Raw genomic sequence first — 16,546 nt, forward strand, 5'->3', positions numbered from 1 at the left:
CGGCACGCGACCACCGGCATAGCGTGGAGGACATGCCGAAAGCCGTCTGGAACGACCTCGTCGTCGCCGAGAGCGACGACACAGTGGTGGTCGAGGGCAACCACTACTTCCCTCGTACCGCGCTGCGCGACGACCTGATCCGGGAGTCCGACACCCACACGGTCTGCCCGTGGAAGGGCACGGCCTCCTACTACACGCTCGAACACGGCGGCGCCACCAGCCCGGACGCCGTCTGGTACTACCCCGACCCCAAGCCGGAGGCGGAGATGGTCCGCGACCGGGTGGCGTTCTGGAAGGACGTCCGGGTCGTCGACTGAGTCACCGTGCCGCCGGGGCGACTGGCACCCGGCGGCCCCGGTGGGTCACTATGCCCCCATGGCCGACCCGCACTCCGACCCGTCCGGCACCGTCTACGGCGCCCGCGGCGCGCGCCGCGCCCGTGGCGTCCGGCTGCCCCAGGACCCGCTGATGCGGGTCGCGCTGGGCGTCGGCGTGGCGGGCGTACTCCTCGGGGCCTTCTTCGCCACCGGCGTGCTCGGCGGCGGCAGCGACCGGCCGGTGGTGCCGGCAGCGGCAGTGCCCACCGCGGCGCCGAGCGAGCCGAGCGCGGAACCGACGGCGGAGCCCACGCCGTCGTCGTCGCCCTCGCCGAGCGCGGCACCGACCACACCGGCCGCGCCGGTGGCCACGCCGAAGGTGTTGCGCGGCGTGCCGTCCGGGCGCTGCCTCGGCGTGACGGGCGACGAGGCCGAGGGCGCGCAGGCCGCGCTCGCCGACTGCACCGGCGGCCCGGAGCAGCAGTGGGTGGTCACGCCGGTCACAAACGACACGTACCTGCTCGTGAACGCGGCGAGCGGCAAGTGCCTGGACGTCAACGAGGCGAGCACAGACGACGGCGCGGACGTGCAGCAGTGGTCCTGCAACGGGCAGGCCAACCAGCAGTGGCGGTTCCAGCAGGCCGGTGACGGCGCGGCGCTGCTGGTCGCCGTGCACAGCGGCAAGTGCGCGCAGGTCGACGACGCGGGCACCGAGCCCGGGCGCGAGCTGGAGCAGGCGCCGTGCAGCGGCGCTCCCGAGCAGCAGTGGGCGGCCGGCTGACCCCGGTGGCGCCGACCGGTCAGCCCCGGTAGCTCCAGGCCCGCCGGCCCGCCGCGACCGGCAGCGCGAACGCGGGTTCCCCGGCGGGACGCCGGCGCAGCAGCAGCGACAACCCGGCCGCGCCGATCGACAGCGCGCCTGCCACGTACCAGGCGAGCGCGTAGTCACCGAGCCGGTCCCGGACCAGACCGGCGCCGGTGGCCGCCAACGCGGCGCCGAACTGGTGCGCGGCGAACACCCAGCCGAACACCACGGCACCGGACGCGCCGAACCACTCCCGGCACAGCGCCACGGTCGGCGGGACCGTCGCCACCCAGTCCAGGCCGTAGAAGACGATGAAGACCAGCATGCTCGGCCGGGCCGAGTCGGCGAACAGGCTCGGCAGCACCAACAGCGACGCGCCGCGCAACGCGTAGTAGGCGCCGAGCAGCAGCCGGGCGTCGACCCGGTCGGTGAGCCAGCCGGAGGCGATCGAGCCGGCGATGTCGAAGATCCCGACCACGGCGAGCAGGCCGGCGGCCGTGGTCTCCGGCATGCCGTGGTCGTGCGCGGCCGGCACGAAGTGCGTACCGACCAGGCCGTTCGTGGTCGCACCGCAGATCGCGAAACCGCCGGCGAGCAGCCAGAACGGCCGCGTCCGTGCGGCGGCGGCGAGCGCGCCGACCGCCCGCGCCGCGGCGCCGCCCTCCGGCCGGGCCGGCGGCACGACCTCGGTCGCGCCGTAAGCGGGCCGCCCCAGGTCCGCCGGGTGCTCCCGCAACAACCACACCACAAGGGGTACGACCGCCAGCGCGGCCCCGGCGACGACGAGTGCCGCCGTGCGCCAGCCGTGGTCGCGCACCAGCACCGCGAGCAGCGGAAGGAAGACGAGCTGCCCGGCCGCGCCGCCCGCGGTGAGCACACCCGTCACCAGGCCGCGGCGCTCGACGAACCAGCGCCCGGTCACCGTCGCCACGAACGCCAGGGCCATCGAGCCGGTGCCCAGCCCGACGAGGACGCCCCAGCACAGGATGAGCTGCCAGCTCTGCGTCATCCCCACGGTCAGGCCGCTGCCGGCGGCCACCAGCACCAGCGCGCCGGCCACCACGCGGCGGATGCCGAACCGGTCCATCAGAGCTGCGGCGAACGGCGCGGTCAGGCCGTACAGCAGCAGGTTGACCGAGACGGCGGCGGAGATGGTCGCCAGCGGCCAGCCGAACTCGGCGTGCAGCGGGTGCAGCAGCACACCGGGGGTGGCCCGGAAACCGGCCGCGCCGACGAGCGCGACGAAGGCGACGGCGGCGACGAGCCAGGCCGGATGCAGGCGGGATCGGGTCACCAACCGAGTCTCGGGCCGGCCGGTTCCTCCGACGAGTGGCCGGAAAGCCATCGTGCGCAATAATCGGGCCATGTCCGTACCGCACCGGGTCGCCGTCCTCGCCCTCGACGGCGTGGTGGCGCTCGACCTCGGCACCCCGGCGCAGGTCCTCGGCGCCGCCCGCGCCGACGACCGCACCCCGCTGTACGCCGTGGCGACCTGCACTCCCGGCGGGCAGCCGGTACGCAGCAGCGCCGGCTTCCAGGTCCTCCCCGACCACGGCCTGGAACTCCTCGATACCGCCGACACCGTGATCGTCCCCGGCATACACAACGGTTCGCCGCTGCTCGACGGCACGGTTGCCGCCGAGGTGGCCGACGCGCTGCGCGCCGCGTACGACAGGGGCGCCCGCGTCATGTCCATCTGCACCGGCGCGTTCGTGCTCGCCGCCGCCGGCCTGCTCGACGGCCGCCCGGCCACCACCCACTGGGCGTACGCGTCGCGCTTCCGCCGCCTGCACCCCGGCGTACCGCTCGACCCCGACGTGCTCTTCCTCGACGACGGCCGCGTGCTCACCTCGGCCGGGGTGGCCGCCGGCATCGACCTGTGCCTGCACGTCGTCCGCACCGACCACGGCAGCGCGGTGGCCAACCGGGCGGCCCGGCGCTGCGTGGTGCCGCCGTGGCGCGACGGTGGGCAGGCCCAGTACATCGAGCGGCCGGTACCCCGCGACGCGGACAACGGCACCGCCGCCACCCGCGAGTGGGCACGGCAGCGGCTGCACGAGCCGGTGGCGCTGCGCGAGATGGCGGCGCACGCGCGGATGAGCGTCCGTACGTTCACCCGGCACTTCCGCTCCGAGACCGGGCTCAGCCCGGCCCAGTGGCTGCTCCAGCAGCGCACCGAGCACGCCCGGGTACTGCTGGAGACGACGGATCTGAGCGTCGACCGGATCGCCCGGGATGCGGGTTTCGGCACCACCGCCGCACTGCGCCAGCACTTCCATGCGCGGGTGGGAGTATCCCCCACCGCCTACCGCCGCACGTTCCGCCGCTCGTCCCCTGCCCCGTCCGCGCTCACTACCGTCGATCATGAGGTTGTGGCGCCTGCAAGGCCGGACGTGCCGGAGACGTCCACTGCCACAACTGCATGATCGACGCTCCGGCGGTCAGGCGAGGTGGGGCTGGCGGCGCAGGGCGCGGAGCTGCGCGAGGTGCAGCGGCAGGTGCACGCGGATGTGCAGGTCCATCGCTCTGCCCCAGGGCAGGGAGTCGTCCACGTCCAGGTCGAAGCCCTCGCGTAGCACCGTGTCCACAGGTGTCTCCGCCGCCGGGCCGAGCCGCTCGGCCAACGCGCACAGCTTCTGGCTGGTGGCGCGGAACAACGCGGCCAGGCCGTCGAGCCCGCCGCACTCGGAGACCAGCGCGTCCAGTTGCGGACGGTGGATGGTTTCCAGGTCGTAGTAGGCGAACGGCGAGCCGGCCAGCACCGCCTCGGTCGCCTCACTCATCAACTCGTCGTTGGCGGCGAGGTGCGCGACGATCTGCTCGGCGCTCAACTGCCCTTCCGACGGCGGCCCGAACCCGCCCGCGTCGATCTCCGCGAACAACTCCTCGTACGCCTGCCGCAGTGCCGGGGCGTCCACCTCGTCCATGTCCCGCATCCAACCCTCGCTGCGACTGGGACCACCCGTGCTACCGCGCCCGGTTCACCCGGACGCGTGAAGGCCGGCACCCCGGGTTCGGGGTGCCGGCCTTTCGCTGTGTGTCTTGCTTGTTCGTCTTAGCTGTTCCAGTGTTCGGCGACGAGGTCGGCGGCCTGCTGTTCCCACTGGGCGTAGTGGTCGGGGTAGGCGGAGACCTGGACGGTCTGGGCGGCCTTGGTCAGGGGCATGTCCTGCCAGCCGTCGACCTGCTTGAGGCCGGTGAGGAACGCGGTGGTGGAGTATTCGGGGTCGGTGATCTGCTCGACGGTGCCCCAGCCGCTGGAGGGGCGCTGCTGGAACAGGCCCTGGGAGTCGTGGTCGTTGCGGTCGCCGAGGTGGCCGAGGTTCTCCAGCTTCGACTCCTGCAACGCCGTCGCGATCGACACGACCGCGGCGCGTTCGTCCATGCCGGCCTTCTTCGTCGCCGCGATGATCGCCTTCACATTCGCGACCTGCTCGTCGTTCAGGTCGATGTGGGACTGGGCGCCCTGCACGCCGTGCGGGATCAGCTTGTCGCCCTGCACGCTCACCGCCACCGGCTTGGCGTGGGTGGTGGTGGTGTCCGCCGCGTGAGCGGCGACCGGGCCGGCGAACACGCCGCCGGTGAAGGCCAGACCAGCGATACCGAGGATGCTCTTCCGCAGGATCGTGTTCATCAGAATTGCTCCATTCGGGGGTCGACGCACCCGGGGGACGGGATGCGTGGGCACCGTCAGGCGCTCAAAAAGTCTCAGGGGGGTTCGGGTCGCTCGCGGGGCAAGGGGGTGCCTCGTCGCGGCGCCGGAAGCATGTCCAACGACCCACCACCCGGCATCATTCCCGGGCGCTGCACGCCACCGGAGGGCGGCGCGGGGGGGTCACGTCGTCGGAACCGTGTGCAACGACCGCCGCCCCGGGATGATTCCCGGACCCTGCGGCCGCGCCCCAACTGGCGGGGCTGGCCGGTGCTCGGTCGTTCACCCGGTTACAACGCCCCCCACCCGCCGGCGATTCCACCGTCAGAGTGCCGCCCACCACCCCCGGACAGCCCACCCAAACAGGCCAGGGTCTCACGCGTTGCCGCCCCTCACGGCTCCCCCGAACCGGACACCGCCCCACAGACGCCTAGCGTCGCCTGGTCGATCATGAAGTTAGCGGCGACAAAACGGACACGGAACACCGCCAACTTCATGATCGACCCGACCCGGGCGCCCCAACCCCGGGCCGGGAGCGCTGCGCGCCACGGGATCGCCCGCGCGATCTTGCATTTCGGGCCCTCGATATGATCCGTTTGCGTGGTTTGCGGGGTACCTAAGTGCAAGATCGCGGGGCGCCGGGAGGGAACGTTTCGGGTCTTGGAGTTGTGGGGCCTCGCGAAGGGTGCGGAGCGGGCATCGCGGGCGCCACAACTCCAAGATCGACGAGAACGCGCGTGGGGCGGGAGGGCGTGGGCGCGGGGGGTCAGCGGCGGCCGTGGCGGGAGCGCAGGTAGTCGGAGACCACGTACTCGCCCAGGTCGTCCAGGTCCGGGGTGAACATGCGGCCACCCGAGCGCCGCGCCACCGCGTCCACGAACCGGCGCAGCCCCGGGTCGTCGCCGAGCATGAACAGGTTGAGCGTGGCACCGTACCGGGTCAGCCGGTCCACCTCCCGGATGGTCGCCGAGATGGTCTCCGGCAGCGGCGGCCAGTGGAAGTAAGCCTCGCCGTCCTCCGGGTCCAGGTGCGCTGTCGGCTCGCCGTCGGTGACCACCAGCACCACCGGCTCGGCGCCCGGGTGGCGGCGCAGGTGCCGGCCGGCGATCCGCAGCGCGTGCTGGAGGTTGGTGCCCTGCTGCATGTCCGGCTCGACCGCCGCCAGCTCCTGCTGGGTCAGCGGCATCGCCTCCCGGCCGAAGCCGACGATCTGCAGCGCGTCCTGCGGGAACCGCGTCGCCATCAGGTGCGACAGGGCCAGCGCGGTCTGCTTCATCGGGCCCCAGCGCCCCTGCGAGATCATCGAATACGACAGGTCGACGCAGAGCACCACAGCCGCCGACGCCCGCCGCTCGGTCTCCATCACCTCGAAGTCCTCGACCGCAAGCGGCACCGGCACTCCGGGGCCGGCCCGGCGTACCGCACGGGTGAGTGTGCGCACCACGTCCAGCGGTTGCTCGTCGCCGTACTCCCAGGGGCGTGACGCACCGCTCACCTCGCCTGCCGCGCCGGCCGAGCGGAGGTCGTGCTGGCCGCGTGGGCCGGCGGTCAGGTCGGCGAAGACGCGCCGCAGCGCGGTGCCGGCGAGGCGGCGCAGCGCCTTCGGGCTGAGCGTCAGCCCTTCCGCGTCCCGGGTGACCCAGCCCTGGCGGCGCAGTTCGCGTTCCAGCTCCTGCAACCGGCGTACGTCGTCGGCGGCGTCCCGGCCCAGCGTCCGGGCGACCGCCTCGACGTCGACGTCGTCGAGTGTGGCGCCGGGCTGGTCCTGGTCGAGGGAGTCCAGCAGCTCGTCGAGTTCGGCGATCTCGTCGAGCGCGCCGGTGGCCTCGCCGTAGCCGAGCGGCTGGTCGCCGCGTACCCGCTCGCCGCGCTGCCAGTTCAGGTCCGGTCGCAGCGACCGCAGGTGGGCGTCGAGCTGGGACATCTCACCTGTGAGCCGGTCGCCGAGCGACTGGCGCATCAGCCCGGCCAACTCCTCGCGCTGCCGGTCCGACAGCGACCGCATGAGCCGCTCACCGGCGGCCGCCCGCCGGGCCAGCACGTCGATCAGCTCGTCGACATCCCTGGGGCGCTCCGGGAAGAACTCCCCGTGGCGGCGCATGAACTCGGCGAACGCGTCGGTGGTGTCCTCGGAGCGGGCGTGCCGGGCGAGCAGGTCGTTGAGGTCGCGCATCATCTCGGCGAGCTGCCGCTGCACAGCCGGGTCGGCGGTGGCCCGTGCCGCGTCGCGGAGCCCGGCGAAGCGCTGCTCCAGCACGTCGCCACGCAGCCCGTCGAGGATCCGCTGGTACGTCTGCCGCGCCTCGGCGCTGACCCAGTCGTACCCGGAGAGCTCCGACACCGCGCGGGCGGTGGAGCGGGGCAGGTTGTCGAGCACGGCCTCGGCGAACCGGGCGTCGTCGCCGTCGCGGCCGCGCAGCTCGTCGCGTTCGGCGGCGAGCGCCTGGTCGAGCAGTGCCCGGGCCCGGGTGACCGCGCCGTCCAGGTCGCCCCGGCGCAGCGCCTCCCGGCGCAGGCGGCGGGCGCGGGCGGCCAGGTCGTCCAGCCCGCCGCGCCCCTGAGGACCACGTCGCAGCAGCTCACGCAGCGATTCGCGCAGGCTGCCGCCGGCCAGCACGTCCGAGCCGACCGCGTCCACAGCGGCGCGCACGTCGTACGGCGGGGCGAGCGGGTCGGGTCCGCCGCGCCACTGCCCGTACCGGAAGCGGTTGCCGCCGGCCATCGTCAGTCCCGGTCCCCGTAGACGGTGCGCCCGGAGTCGGTGACGTCCTTTCCGAGCCGGCGGGTCAGGTGCAGCCCTTCCAGCACGAACTCGATGCCGGCGGCGGCCTCCTCCGGGCTGGGCGCGTCGCCGAGCCCGAGCCGGTCGAGCACCTTGGCCAGCCCCGGTACGGTGCCGACCTGGCGCAGCAGCTCGGCCGAGGAGACCAGTTCGCCGGTCTCGACGGCGCCGCCCTCGGCGACGATCGCGGTGAAGCCGGACAGGTCGAGCCCGGCGAGGCGGGCGCGGAACGTCTCGGCGGTGGCGGTACGCAGCAGGTGCGCGAGCACCTCGATCTCGCGTCCTTCCTCGCCGCTCTCGAACTCGACCTTGCCGCGCAGCGTGGAGGTCACCGACACGGTGTCCCCGATCCGGGCCACCGGCGCCTCGGGACGAGACGTTGACGCAGCGCCGCCGCCCGAAGAGCCGGCACCGGCAAGCAGCCCCGAACGGCGCAACGCGGCGGCGGCCACCGTCTCGGCGGCGGCGATGGCGAACCGGGCGGACACACCGGAGCGCGGGTCGACAGACGGGGACTCCCGCACGTCACGGGCGAACCGGGCGAGCACCTCCAGCACGTGCTCCGGCACCACGGCGACCAGGTCGGCCTCCTGCCGGATCAGCGCCAGCTCCAGGTCGAGGTCGAGCGGGTAGTGGGTACGGATCTCCGCGCCGAACCGGTCCTTGAGCGGTGTGATGATCCGGCCCCGGTTCGTGTAGTCCTCCGGGTTGGCGCTGGCCACCAGCAGCAGGTCCAGCGGCAGCCGCAACTGGTAGCCGCGGACCTGGATGTCGCGTTCCTCCAGCACGTTGAGCAGCGCCACCTGGATGCGTTCGGCCAGGTCGGGCAGTTCGTTGACGGCGAAGACGCCCCGGTTGGTGCGCGGCACGAGCCCGAAGTGGATGGTCTCCGGGTCGCCGAGCGTGCGTCCCTGGGCGAGGCGGATCGGGTCGACGTCGCCGATCAGGTCGCCGACGCTGGTGTCCGGCGTGGCGAGCTTCTCGCCGTACCGCATCGAGCGGTGCAGCCAGCCGATCGCCAGGTCGTCGCCGGCCGAGTCGACCAGCGCCCGGGAGGCCGGGGTGATCGGGTGCATCGGGTGCTCGTTGAGCACCGAGCCGGGGATCACCGGGGTCCACTCGTCCAGCAGCGCGCCGAGCGAGCGGATCAGCCGGGTCTTGCCCTGCCCGCGCTCGCCGAGCAGCACCATGTCGTGCCCGGCGAGCAGCGCGCGCTCGACCTCGGGCAGCACCGTGTCCTCGTAGCCCACGATGCCGGGGAAGCGGTCCTCGCCGGAGCCCATCCGGGCGAGGAGGTTGTCTCGGAGTTCCTGTTTGACCGTGCGGTACTGGTGGCCGGTAGCGCGCAGCTCGCCGAGCGTGCTCGGCAGGTCGGCGGGCGGGACCGGGGAAACCTGGTTGGGAGCGGTCACCCGACCCACGCTAGCGCGGTCCGATGACCGGCGGCGCCTGTCGTCGCTCCCGCGACAGCGGACGCCACCGGAGCGCCGCTCACTTCCCGAGGCGGGCGCGGACCATCCGGGGTACGGCGGCCAGCCCGGTGACCGGACGGAACGCGTGCGCGGCGGTCACGAGTGCGGCGTACTCGTCGTCGGCGAGGTCGATGTCGGCGGCGGCCGCGTTGCGTTCCATCTGCTCGACACCGGAGGCACCAGGGATGGCCACCACGTTCGGGTGCCGCAGCACGTACGCGAGCGCGATCTGGCTCGGCGTGGCGTCGTGGGCGTCGGCCACCTCGCGCAGCGTGGCGATGAGCTGGGCGCCGCGTTCCAGGTTCTCCGGCAGGAAGTACGGGTTGGCCCGGCGTACCGCACCGGCGGGCGGGTTCGTGGCGTCGTAGCGGCCGGAGAGGAAACCCTGCGCCAGGGGCGAGTACGCGATGACGATGCGGCCGGCCTGCTCCGCGTACGGGATGAGGTCTTCCTCGGGGCCGCGGTCGATCATGCTGTAGCGGACCTGGTTGCTCAGCACCCGGCGGCCCAGCGCGGCCTCGGCGAACCGCCACCGGCGCAGGCCGTAGTTGCTGACGCCGACCTCGCCGACCAGCCCGACGTCCTGCAACGAGCGCATGCCGCGCATGGTGGTGGTGTCGGCGACCACCGGGTTGGCCTGGTGCACCTGGTAGAGGTCGATGCCGCCGACGCCGAGCCGGGCGGCGGAGGCGACGGCGCGCTGCTGCACCACCGGGGCGACCGGCAGCAGCGGGAAGATCTTGCTGGCGACCACGACCTTGGCCCGGTCGTCGCCGAGCGCCGCGCCGAGGATGCGTTCGCTGCGGCCGAAGCCGTACAGCTCGGCGGTGTCGAACAGGGTGACACCCAGGTCGAGCGCCCGCCGGACGATCTCGGCGGCCCGGCGCTCGTACTCGGGGCCGTAGCCCCACTCCTTGGAGCCGAACTGCCAGGTGCCGAGGCCGATCTTGGAAATGGGTTTGGGGGTGTCGAGCCGCACGTAACGCATGAGGCCGAACGTACCCGCGCCGCTGCGTACGCGCTCCGGTGCGGACAGAATGGCCTGGTGACATACCTCGCCAGCGACGACCGTTACCACGAGATGATCTACCGGCGCACCGGCCGGAGCGGGCTGAAGCTGCCTGTCATCTCCCTCGGACTGTGGCACAACTTCGGACCGGACCGGCCCTTCGAGCGGCAGCGCGACATCGTCCGCCGCGCCTTCGACCTCGGCATCACCCACTTCGACCTGGCTAACAACTACGGTCCGCCGCCCGGTTCGGCGGAGGAGAACTTCGGCCGGCTGCTCGCCGGCGACCTGAAGCCGTACCGGGACGAGCTGGTGATCTCCAGCAAGGCCGGTTATCTGATGTGGCCCGGCCCGTACGGCGAGTGGGGCTCGCGCAAGTACCTGATCTCGTCGCTGGACCAGTCGCTGCGCCGCCTCGGGCTGGACTACGTCGACATCTTCTACTCGCACCGGTTCGACCCGGAGACGCCGCTGGAGGAGACGATGAGCGCGCTCGACGCGATCGTCCGCTCCGGCAAGGCGCTGTACGTGGGCATCTCCAACTACGACTCGGAGCAGACCGAGCGGGCCGCCGAGATCCTCCGCGACCTGGGCACGCCGCTGCTGATCAACCAGCCGTCGTACTCGATGATGAACCGCTGGACCGAGAGCGACGGGCTGCTGGACACGCTGGAGCGCGTCGGCGCCGGCTGCATCGCGTACAGCCCGCTCGCCCAGGGTCTGCTCACCGACCGTTACCTCAAGGGCATCCCGGCCGACTCGCGGGTGCGCACGAGCGTCTTCCTGAACGAGAGCGACCTCGACGACGAGACGATGGCGACGGTGCGGGGGCTCGCCGCGGTGGCCGAACGTCGCGGGCAGACCCTTGCTCAGCTCGCCCTGGCCTGGGCGCTGCGCGACCCGCGCATGACAAGCCTCATCATCGGCGCGAGCAGCGTTGCGCAGCTGGAGGGCAACGTGGCCGCGTTGGACAACCTCGACCTCGCCGGGAACGACCTGGCCGAGATCGAGGATCTGCTCGGCTGAGTCACCAGATCCGGCGCCGTCCGGCGCGGTGGTTGCGGACACCGCACGGCCGCCCGGGCGGCGGCCCGCCGGCCCGCCGCAGTCCGACCACCGTCGCCGCGAGCAGCGCGGTGACGAGCGCCGCCGCGCCGAGAACCAACGGCCGGGAGAAGGGTCCGCCGTCGGTCACCGTCGCGACCGGCACGGCCGGCTCGTCGTCGGTGGCCGCCCCGGCGAGGGTACGCGGAGGCGAGGCGCTCGCCTTCGGCGCTGCCGACGGCGGGTCCGGCGCACCGCGTGCCGCCCGGAACACCACGTCCGAGCAGGAGTAGTACGTGTCCTGGGTGTCCGAGTTCTGCCAGATGACGTAGACGATGTGCCGGCCGGTACGCCCGGCGGGCAGCCGTCCCCGCATCTCGTACGCACCCGCGCGGATCGGCGGGTCGGTCACCTGAAGGAACGGCTTCTCCTCCAGATCCGCCCAGGTCAGCACACGCTTTGGTGAGTACGAGCCGGTGGTGACGTAGTACCGGAACGTGCCCCGGTGCGGGATGGTGGTGCGGTAGCGGAACGTGTGCCGGGCACCGGCGGTGAGCGTGGTGGCGGGCCAGTCGGCGCGCGGCAGGTCCAGTCCCCGGTACGCGGACAGCCCGCCGCTGCACAGTTCCCCGTCCGGGATGCGGTCCCGGTCCCGCCCGTCGATCCGGGCCGCCCGGATGTTGTCCCACTCGCGTACCGCCGCTCCGGCGGCGATAGCGGCCCGGCACGCGGGCGTCTGTGCCCGGCCACCCTCGGGTCCGCACGCGGCGGACCGGCTCAGCGGGCTGGTCGGCGCACCGTGTGCCACGGCCGGCGCGGCGCCCAGCGGCACCGTCGCGGCGACGGCGGCGAGCGCGGCGAGCGCGCGACGTGCGGCCATGTGATCGACCTCCCGCCAGTGGTACGGCCGCGAGCCGGCAAAGGTTCGATCCGCGCCGATCGGCCGAGGGGACATGACCGAACGGACAACCGGGGCGGCGGACGCGTACAGGGAGACCTAGAGTGACCAAACCCTGTGATCGAGGAGCGTCCCTTGCCCGAGCCGGAACCGTCCCCCGAGCCGTCCCGCGCCGCCCCCGCGGCCGGGCCCGCGCCGGGCGGCGTCCCCGCCCCCGCGCAGCCGTACCTGCTGGTGCTGCCCACCATGGAGGGCGCGCCCGCGCCGCTGCCCTGGCCGGGTGCCGAGGGGCAGCCCGGCTGGGCCATTCCGGTCACGGTGCCGCCCGGGACCCAGGGGTACGCGTTGTTCCTCCCGCTGGTCCCCGCGCCTGGCCAGCCTGCGGCGGTGCCCACCCAGGCGACGGCGCCCGCCGCCGAGCGCTCCCCGGTGGAGGGCGGCCCGACCGCTGCCGCGCCGTCCGGACCGGTCGAGGGCGGTGCGACGGCAACGGTCGATCGTGGAGAGCCCGCCGGTCGTCCGGCGAAGCCCGTCGCCGCTCCACCGGACGCCGTTCCGGCGGCTCGCCGCGAGCAGGCGGGCGAAACGTCATCACCCACCGGCGACGCGGCACCGTCCACACCGGATGCCGCCCCGGCGGCTTCCGCCCCCGCCGAGCTGGACGTCGCGGGCACCGCCGCGGCGGGTGCGGCCGCGACCGGCTCCGCTGGGACCGGTGCCGAAGCGACCCCGCGCCCCGGCGATGCCGCTCCCCGGACGGCCACCTCCGCGACTTCCGCCCCGTCCGGCGCCCCGCAGGCGCCTGCCGCTCCCCCGGGTGCACAGCCGGCCCTTGGGTCGTGGACCGCACCGGGTGGGCAGCCCGCTCCGGGCACGCCGCCTCCGCACGGCGGTGGTCCGATGGCCGCGCCGCCGTACCCCGGAACGGGGTGGAGTGGGCACCCGCAGGCGCCGACGTGGGCGCCGCGACCTCCGGTGCCGCGGACCTCGTTCCTCGGCGCGAAGTGGCCCGGCCCGAAGGCGGCGACCGGGCGGGCCGTACCGCTCGCGGTGCTGGCCGCCGCGGTCGGCAGCGCGGTGTTCGTGCCGCTCGGCCGCGTCGGCGTGGGCTGGTTCCTGGGGTGGCTGACGCTCACGCTCGCGGTGCTGCTGGCGGTCCGGTCGAAGACCGCGGACCTGCCGCGCGCCGACAAGCTCATCCGGGCCGGGTGGGCGGCGGCCGCCCTGGCCCTGATCGCCGTGCCGGCGTTCCGCAACGCCTGGTGGCTCGTGACGTTCTGCGTGCTCGGCGCGCTCGGCTGCGCCACCCTCGCGATCATCGGCGGGCGGCTGGTGCGCTCGATCCTGTTCGGCCTGGTGGCCACGCCGTTCGCGGCGTTGCGCGGCCTGCCCTGGGTACGCCGGCACATCACCGCCTCGCCGCAGGAGGCGACGGTGCGCAAGGTGACCGTCTCGGTGGTCGCCACGGTCGTGGTGCTCGTGGTCTTCGGCAGCCTGCTCGCGTCGGCCGACGCGGCGTTCTCCGAGGCGCTCGGCCAGCTCGTCCCCGAGATCAACCTCGGCACGGTGTTCGGCTGGTTGTTCCTGGCCGTGGTGGGCGGTCTGATCGCTGTCGCCGCGCTCTACACGCTCGCCGCGCCGCCGGATCTGTCCACCGTGGATCGCGCCGGTGAGCGCCGCCTCGGCCTGCTGGAGTGGGCGCCGGCCATCGGCGCGCTCGCGCTGCTGTTCGCCGGGTTCGTGGTGGTGCAGTTCACCACGCTCTTCGGCGGCCAGCGGCACGTGCAGCGGGTCGCCGGGCTCAGTTACGCCGAGTACGCGCGCAGCGGCTTCTGGCAGCTGATGTTCGTCACGCTGCTGACGGTGGCGGTGCTCGGCGGGGTGAGCCGCTGGGCCCGCCGGGAGCGGCCGGCCGAGCGGATCCTGCTACGCGTGCTGCTCGGGCTGATCAGCGCGCTGAGCGTGGTGATCGTGGCGTCGGCGCTGTCCCGGATGTGGACGTACCAGAAGGTCTACAGCTTCACCGGCGAGCGGATCTTCGTGATGGCGTTCGAGATGCTGCTCGGCACGGTCTTCCTGATGATCATCGCGGCCGGTGTCCGGTGGAAGGGCCGGTGGATTCCCGGCACCACGCTCGCGCTGGCGGTGGCAATGCTGCTGGGCCTGGCCGTGCTCAACCCGGAGGACTACGTCGCCCGCCGCAACACGCTGCGGTACGAGCAGACCGGCAAGATCGACGCGTGGTACCTGCGGGCGCTGTCCGCCGACGCCACCCCGGCGCTCGCCAAGCTCCCCGACCCGGTACGCCGGTGCACGCTGAGCTGGATCGCCGACGACCTCGCCGAACCCGACCCCTGGTACGCCTGGAACCTGGGCCGCCAGCGCGCCCGAAAGGCCCTGGAGGAGGTCGGCCCCCAGGCGGTCGGTGGCCCGAAGGACTGCCGCCGGGCCGACCAGTTCGACCTGCCGAAGACGCGGCGTCCCCGCTGACGCCACCGGCCGGGCCGCGAATCCACGCGGCCCGGCCGGACCGTCAGGCCGGGCCGCCGCCGAAGCCGATCTCGTTGCCGTCCGGGTCGTGGAAGATCACTTTGCGGACGCCGTTGTCGTAGGTCTCCCGCGCGGCCGGTGTCAGACCACGGGCGGCGATCGCCGCGACGCGGGTGTCGAGGTCGTCGACGAAGACCGTCTGCATGGCGTGACCGGCGTGCTCGGGCCGCACGTCGACGTAGAGGTAGCGATGTTCGGCCAGCTCCCACACCGCCTCGCTGTCGTTCGGCCGGAACTGCGGCGGGGCGCCGAACAGCCGCTCGTACCAGTCCGTCGCCACCGCGAGGTCGCGGACAGGGACGCCGGCGAACAGGTCGACAGTCATCCGGCCAATCTATCCGGGTCGACGTGCCCGCGCGGGCTCACGCCGTACCGGCGTTTGAACGCCGTGCTCAGGGCGAACGAGCTGCCGTAGCCGACCCGGCGGGCCACCGCGCCGACTGTGGCGCCGGGCTCGCGGAGCAGGTCGGCCGCGAGCGCCAGCCGCCAGCCCGTCAGGTACGCCACGGGCGGCTCGCCGACCAGCGCGGTAAAGCGTCGGGCCAGCGCCGCCCGGGACATCCCCACCTCGGCGGCGAGCGACGCCACAGTCCACGGCCGGGCCGGGTCGTGGTGCAGCATCCGCAGCGCGCGGCCGACCACCGGATCGGCGTACGCCCGGTACCAGGCGGGTGCGGCGGCACCCGGCCGGGCGAACCACTCCCGCAGCGCGGCGATGAGCAGCAGGTCGAGCAGGCGGTCGAGCACCGCCTCCTGGCCGGGGTCGTCCTTGACGATCTCGGCGGCCAGCAGCGGCACCAGCGGCGTGTCCCAGGACTCGCGCCGCACCACAGCGAGCGGCGGCAGCGCGTCCAGCAAACGCTTCCCGACAGTCCCCCGCACCGGGTACGTGCCGGTGAGCAGCACGGTCCGGCCGTCCGGCCCGTTGCCCCAGGTGCGTACGCCCCAGCGCGTCATCGCGAACAGCTCGCGCCCGTCCGGTGTGGTGCAGCGCTGGCCCGGGTGCACCACCACCTGCGGTGCCGTGGCCGGGTCGTCCGCCACCGTGTACGGGGCCGGGCCGCGCACGATCGCCACGTCACCGCCGGTCAGCCGCGCGGCCTCGCCCTCCTCCGGCACGATCCAGCCGTCGCCGTGCACCACGGCGACGAGCGTGAGCGGCGCCTCGTCCCGGATCAGCATCGACCAGGGCGGGGTGAGGATCGAGCGCAGCAGGAAGGCGCCCCGCGCCCGAGGGCCGTCGAGCAGGCCGGAAACGGCGTCCACGGAGACGATTGAACACAGGATCGCGCGTCCTGACCATGGGCCGTCTCACCGCGCGGCGGTTCGATGAGGACATGCGACTCGTACAACAACTGACGCTGGTCGGCGCCACAGTCGGGGCCGGGCTGATGGCGGGCCTGTTCGCCGCGTTCGCGTACGCCGTGATGCCGGCGCTGCGCGGCGCGGACGACCGCACGTTCGTGGACGCCATGCAGCGCATCAACGTCACAATCGTCAACGGCTGGTTCCTGCTGGCCTTCCTGGGTACGCCGGTGCTGGCCGCGTTCGCCGCGGTGCTGGCGTGGCGCGGGCCGGCCCGGCCGGCGCTGCCGTGGATCGTCGCCGGACTCGCGCTGTACCTGGTGATGTTCGTCGTCACCATGGCGGTGAACGTGCCACTGAACGACGCGCTCGCCGCGGCCGGCACGGCGGATCCCGCTGCGGCGCGGGAGCGCTTCGAATCCACCTGGGTCACCTGGAACGTGGTCCGGACGCTGGCGAGCACGGCCGGGTTCGGCGCGCTGTGCTGGGCGTTGGTGCTCACCGGCCGCGCCGCGTGGTCGGTTGAGTGGTTTCCAGCCGGTTGAGGGCGTTCCATCGGCCGGGTTGGCCGGGCTCGCCGCGGCTCCGGCAGGCGGGCCCGAGCCGACCGGCCCGTCGCTATGGATGCCGGTCTTCGATCAGCGGCAGGCAGCTGCCCCGGGACCGCCCACAGGAGTGCAGCAAACCCAGAGCCCTGGTCTCGGCGACCGCC

General features: G+C 73.6%; 15 protein-coding genes. 6 read left to right on the plus strand and 9 right to left on the minus strand.

Annotated elements, in window-relative coordinates; genetic code table 11:
• Positions 1 to 32 precede the first annotated feature (32 nt).
• Both Q3W68_RS03070 and Q3W68_RS03075 read left to right on the plus strand, forming a co-directional pair.
• Positions 33 to 317 carry a DUF427 domain-containing protein gene (locus tag Q3W68_RS03070; RefSeq protein ID WP_120573956.1) on the plus strand — a complete coding sequence of 95 codons (285 nt, stop codon included), beginning with the start codon at positions 33 to 35 and terminating at the stop codon, positions 315 to 317.
• Positions 318 to 375: 58 nt separating this feature from the next.
• Positions 376 to 1,098, plus strand: a complete 723-nt coding sequence (locus tag Q3W68_RS03075; RefSeq protein WP_302903997.1) for an RICIN domain-containing protein — start codon at positions 376 to 378, stop codon at positions 1,096 to 1,098.
• A gap of 19 nt (positions 1,099 to 1,117) precedes the next feature.
• Here Q3W68_RS03075 and Q3W68_RS03080 read toward each other — a convergent pair whose 3' ends face one another.
• Positions 1,118 to 2,416, minus strand: a complete 1,299-nt coding sequence (locus Q3W68_RS03080) for an MFS transporter (RefSeq protein ID WP_302903998.1) — start codon at positions 2,414 to 2,416, stop codon at positions 1,118 to 1,120.
• A 70-nt stretch (positions 2,417 to 2,486) separates the two neighbouring features.
• On the opposite strand from Q3W68_RS03080, the gene Q3W68_RS03085 reads away from it, so the two are divergent.
• Entirely contained in the window at positions 2,487 to 3,548 is a 1,062-nt protein-coding gene (locus Q3W68_RS03085) for a GlxA family transcriptional regulator (protein WP_302903999.1), read from the plus strand.
• 15 nt (positions 3,549 to 3,563) lie between these two features.
• Here Q3W68_RS03085 and Q3W68_RS03090 read toward each other — a convergent pair whose 3' ends face one another.
• The 5 genes from Q3W68_RS03090 to Q3W68_RS03110 all read right to left on the minus strand — a co-directional run bounded on the left by Q3W68_RS03090 (position 3,564) and on the right by Q3W68_RS03110 (position 10,016).
• On the minus strand, positions 3,564 to 4,040 hold the full coding sequence (locus tag Q3W68_RS03090) for a hypothetical protein (protein ID WP_302904940.1): 477 nt from the start codon (positions 4,038 to 4,040) through the stop codon (positions 3,564 to 3,566).
• A gap of 137 nt (positions 4,041 to 4,177) precedes the next feature.
• On the minus strand, positions 4,178 to 4,756 hold the full coding sequence (locus tag Q3W68_RS03095) for a hypothetical protein (RefSeq protein WP_302904000.1): 579 nt from the start codon (positions 4,754 to 4,756) through the stop codon (positions 4,178 to 4,180).
• 784 nt (positions 4,757 to 5,540) lie between these two features.
• On the minus strand, positions 5,541 to 7,496 hold the full coding sequence (locus Q3W68_RS03100; RefSeq protein ID WP_302904001.1) for a VWA domain-containing protein: 1,956 nt from the start codon (positions 7,494 to 7,496) through the stop codon (positions 5,541 to 5,543).
• 2 nt (positions 7,497 to 7,498) lie between these two features.
• Positions 7,499 to 8,977 carry a magnesium chelatase gene (locus tag Q3W68_RS03105; protein WP_302904002.1) on the minus strand — a complete coding sequence of 493 codons (1,479 nt, stop codon included), beginning with the start codon at positions 8,975 to 8,977 and terminating at the stop codon, positions 7,499 to 7,501.
• A 70-nt stretch (positions 8,978 to 9,047) separates the two neighbouring features.
• Complete coding sequence (locus Q3W68_RS03110; RefSeq protein ID WP_302904003.1) at positions 9,048 to 10,016, minus strand: aldo/keto reductase; 969 nt, start codon at positions 10,014 to 10,016, stop codon at positions 9,048 to 9,050.
• 57 nt (positions 10,017 to 10,073) lie between these two features.
• Here Q3W68_RS03110 and mgrA point away from each other — a divergent pair, with 57 nt between their 5' ends.
• Positions 10,074 to 11,063 carry an L-glyceraldehyde 3-phosphate reductase gene (mgrA, locus tag Q3W68_RS03115; RefSeq protein ID WP_302904004.1) on the plus strand — a complete coding sequence of 330 codons (990 nt, stop codon included), beginning with the start codon at positions 10,074 to 10,076 and terminating at the stop codon, positions 11,061 to 11,063.
• Position 11,064: 1 nt separating this feature from the next.
• On the opposite strand, the gene Q3W68_RS03120 is transcribed toward mgrA, so the two are convergent.
• On the minus strand, positions 11,065 to 11,961 hold the full coding sequence (locus Q3W68_RS03120) for a lytic polysaccharide monooxygenase (protein WP_302904005.1): 897 nt from the start codon (positions 11,959 to 11,961) through the stop codon (positions 11,065 to 11,067).
• Between the two features lie 993 nt (positions 11,962 to 12,954).
• Between Q3W68_RS03120 and Q3W68_RS03125 the strand changes: the two genes are divergently transcribed.
• Entirely contained in the window at positions 12,955 to 14,469 is a 1,515-nt protein-coding gene (locus tag Q3W68_RS03125) for a DUF4153 domain-containing protein (protein ID WP_302904006.1), read from the plus strand.
• Between the two features lie 43 nt (positions 14,470 to 14,512).
• Here Q3W68_RS03125 and Q3W68_RS03130 read toward each other — a convergent pair whose 3' ends face one another.
• Entirely contained in the window at positions 14,513 to 14,854 is a 342-nt protein-coding gene (locus tag Q3W68_RS03130; RefSeq protein WP_120571493.1) for a VOC family protein, read from the minus strand.
• Positions 14,851 to 15,795 carry an AraC family transcriptional regulator gene (locus tag Q3W68_RS03135; RefSeq protein WP_302904007.1) on the minus strand — a complete coding sequence of 315 codons (945 nt, stop codon included), beginning with the start codon at positions 15,793 to 15,795 and terminating at the stop codon, positions 14,851 to 14,853. The genes Q3W68_RS03130 and Q3W68_RS03135 overlap by 4 nt, the downstream gene beginning before the upstream one ends.
• Before the next feature lie 71 nt (positions 15,796 to 15,866).
• Between Q3W68_RS03135 and Q3W68_RS03140 the strand changes: the two genes are divergently transcribed.
• Entirely contained in the window at positions 15,867 to 16,379 is a 513-nt protein-coding gene (locus Q3W68_RS03140; RefSeq protein ID WP_302904008.1) for a DUF1772 domain-containing protein, read from the plus strand.
• Positions 16,380 to 16,546: the final 167 nt, after the last annotated feature.

The organism is Micromonospora sp. C28ISP2-4 (assembly GCF_030519385.1).
Lineage (GTDB): Bacteria > Actinomycetota > Actinomycetes > Mycobacteriales > Micromonosporaceae > Micromonospora > Micromonospora tulbaghiae.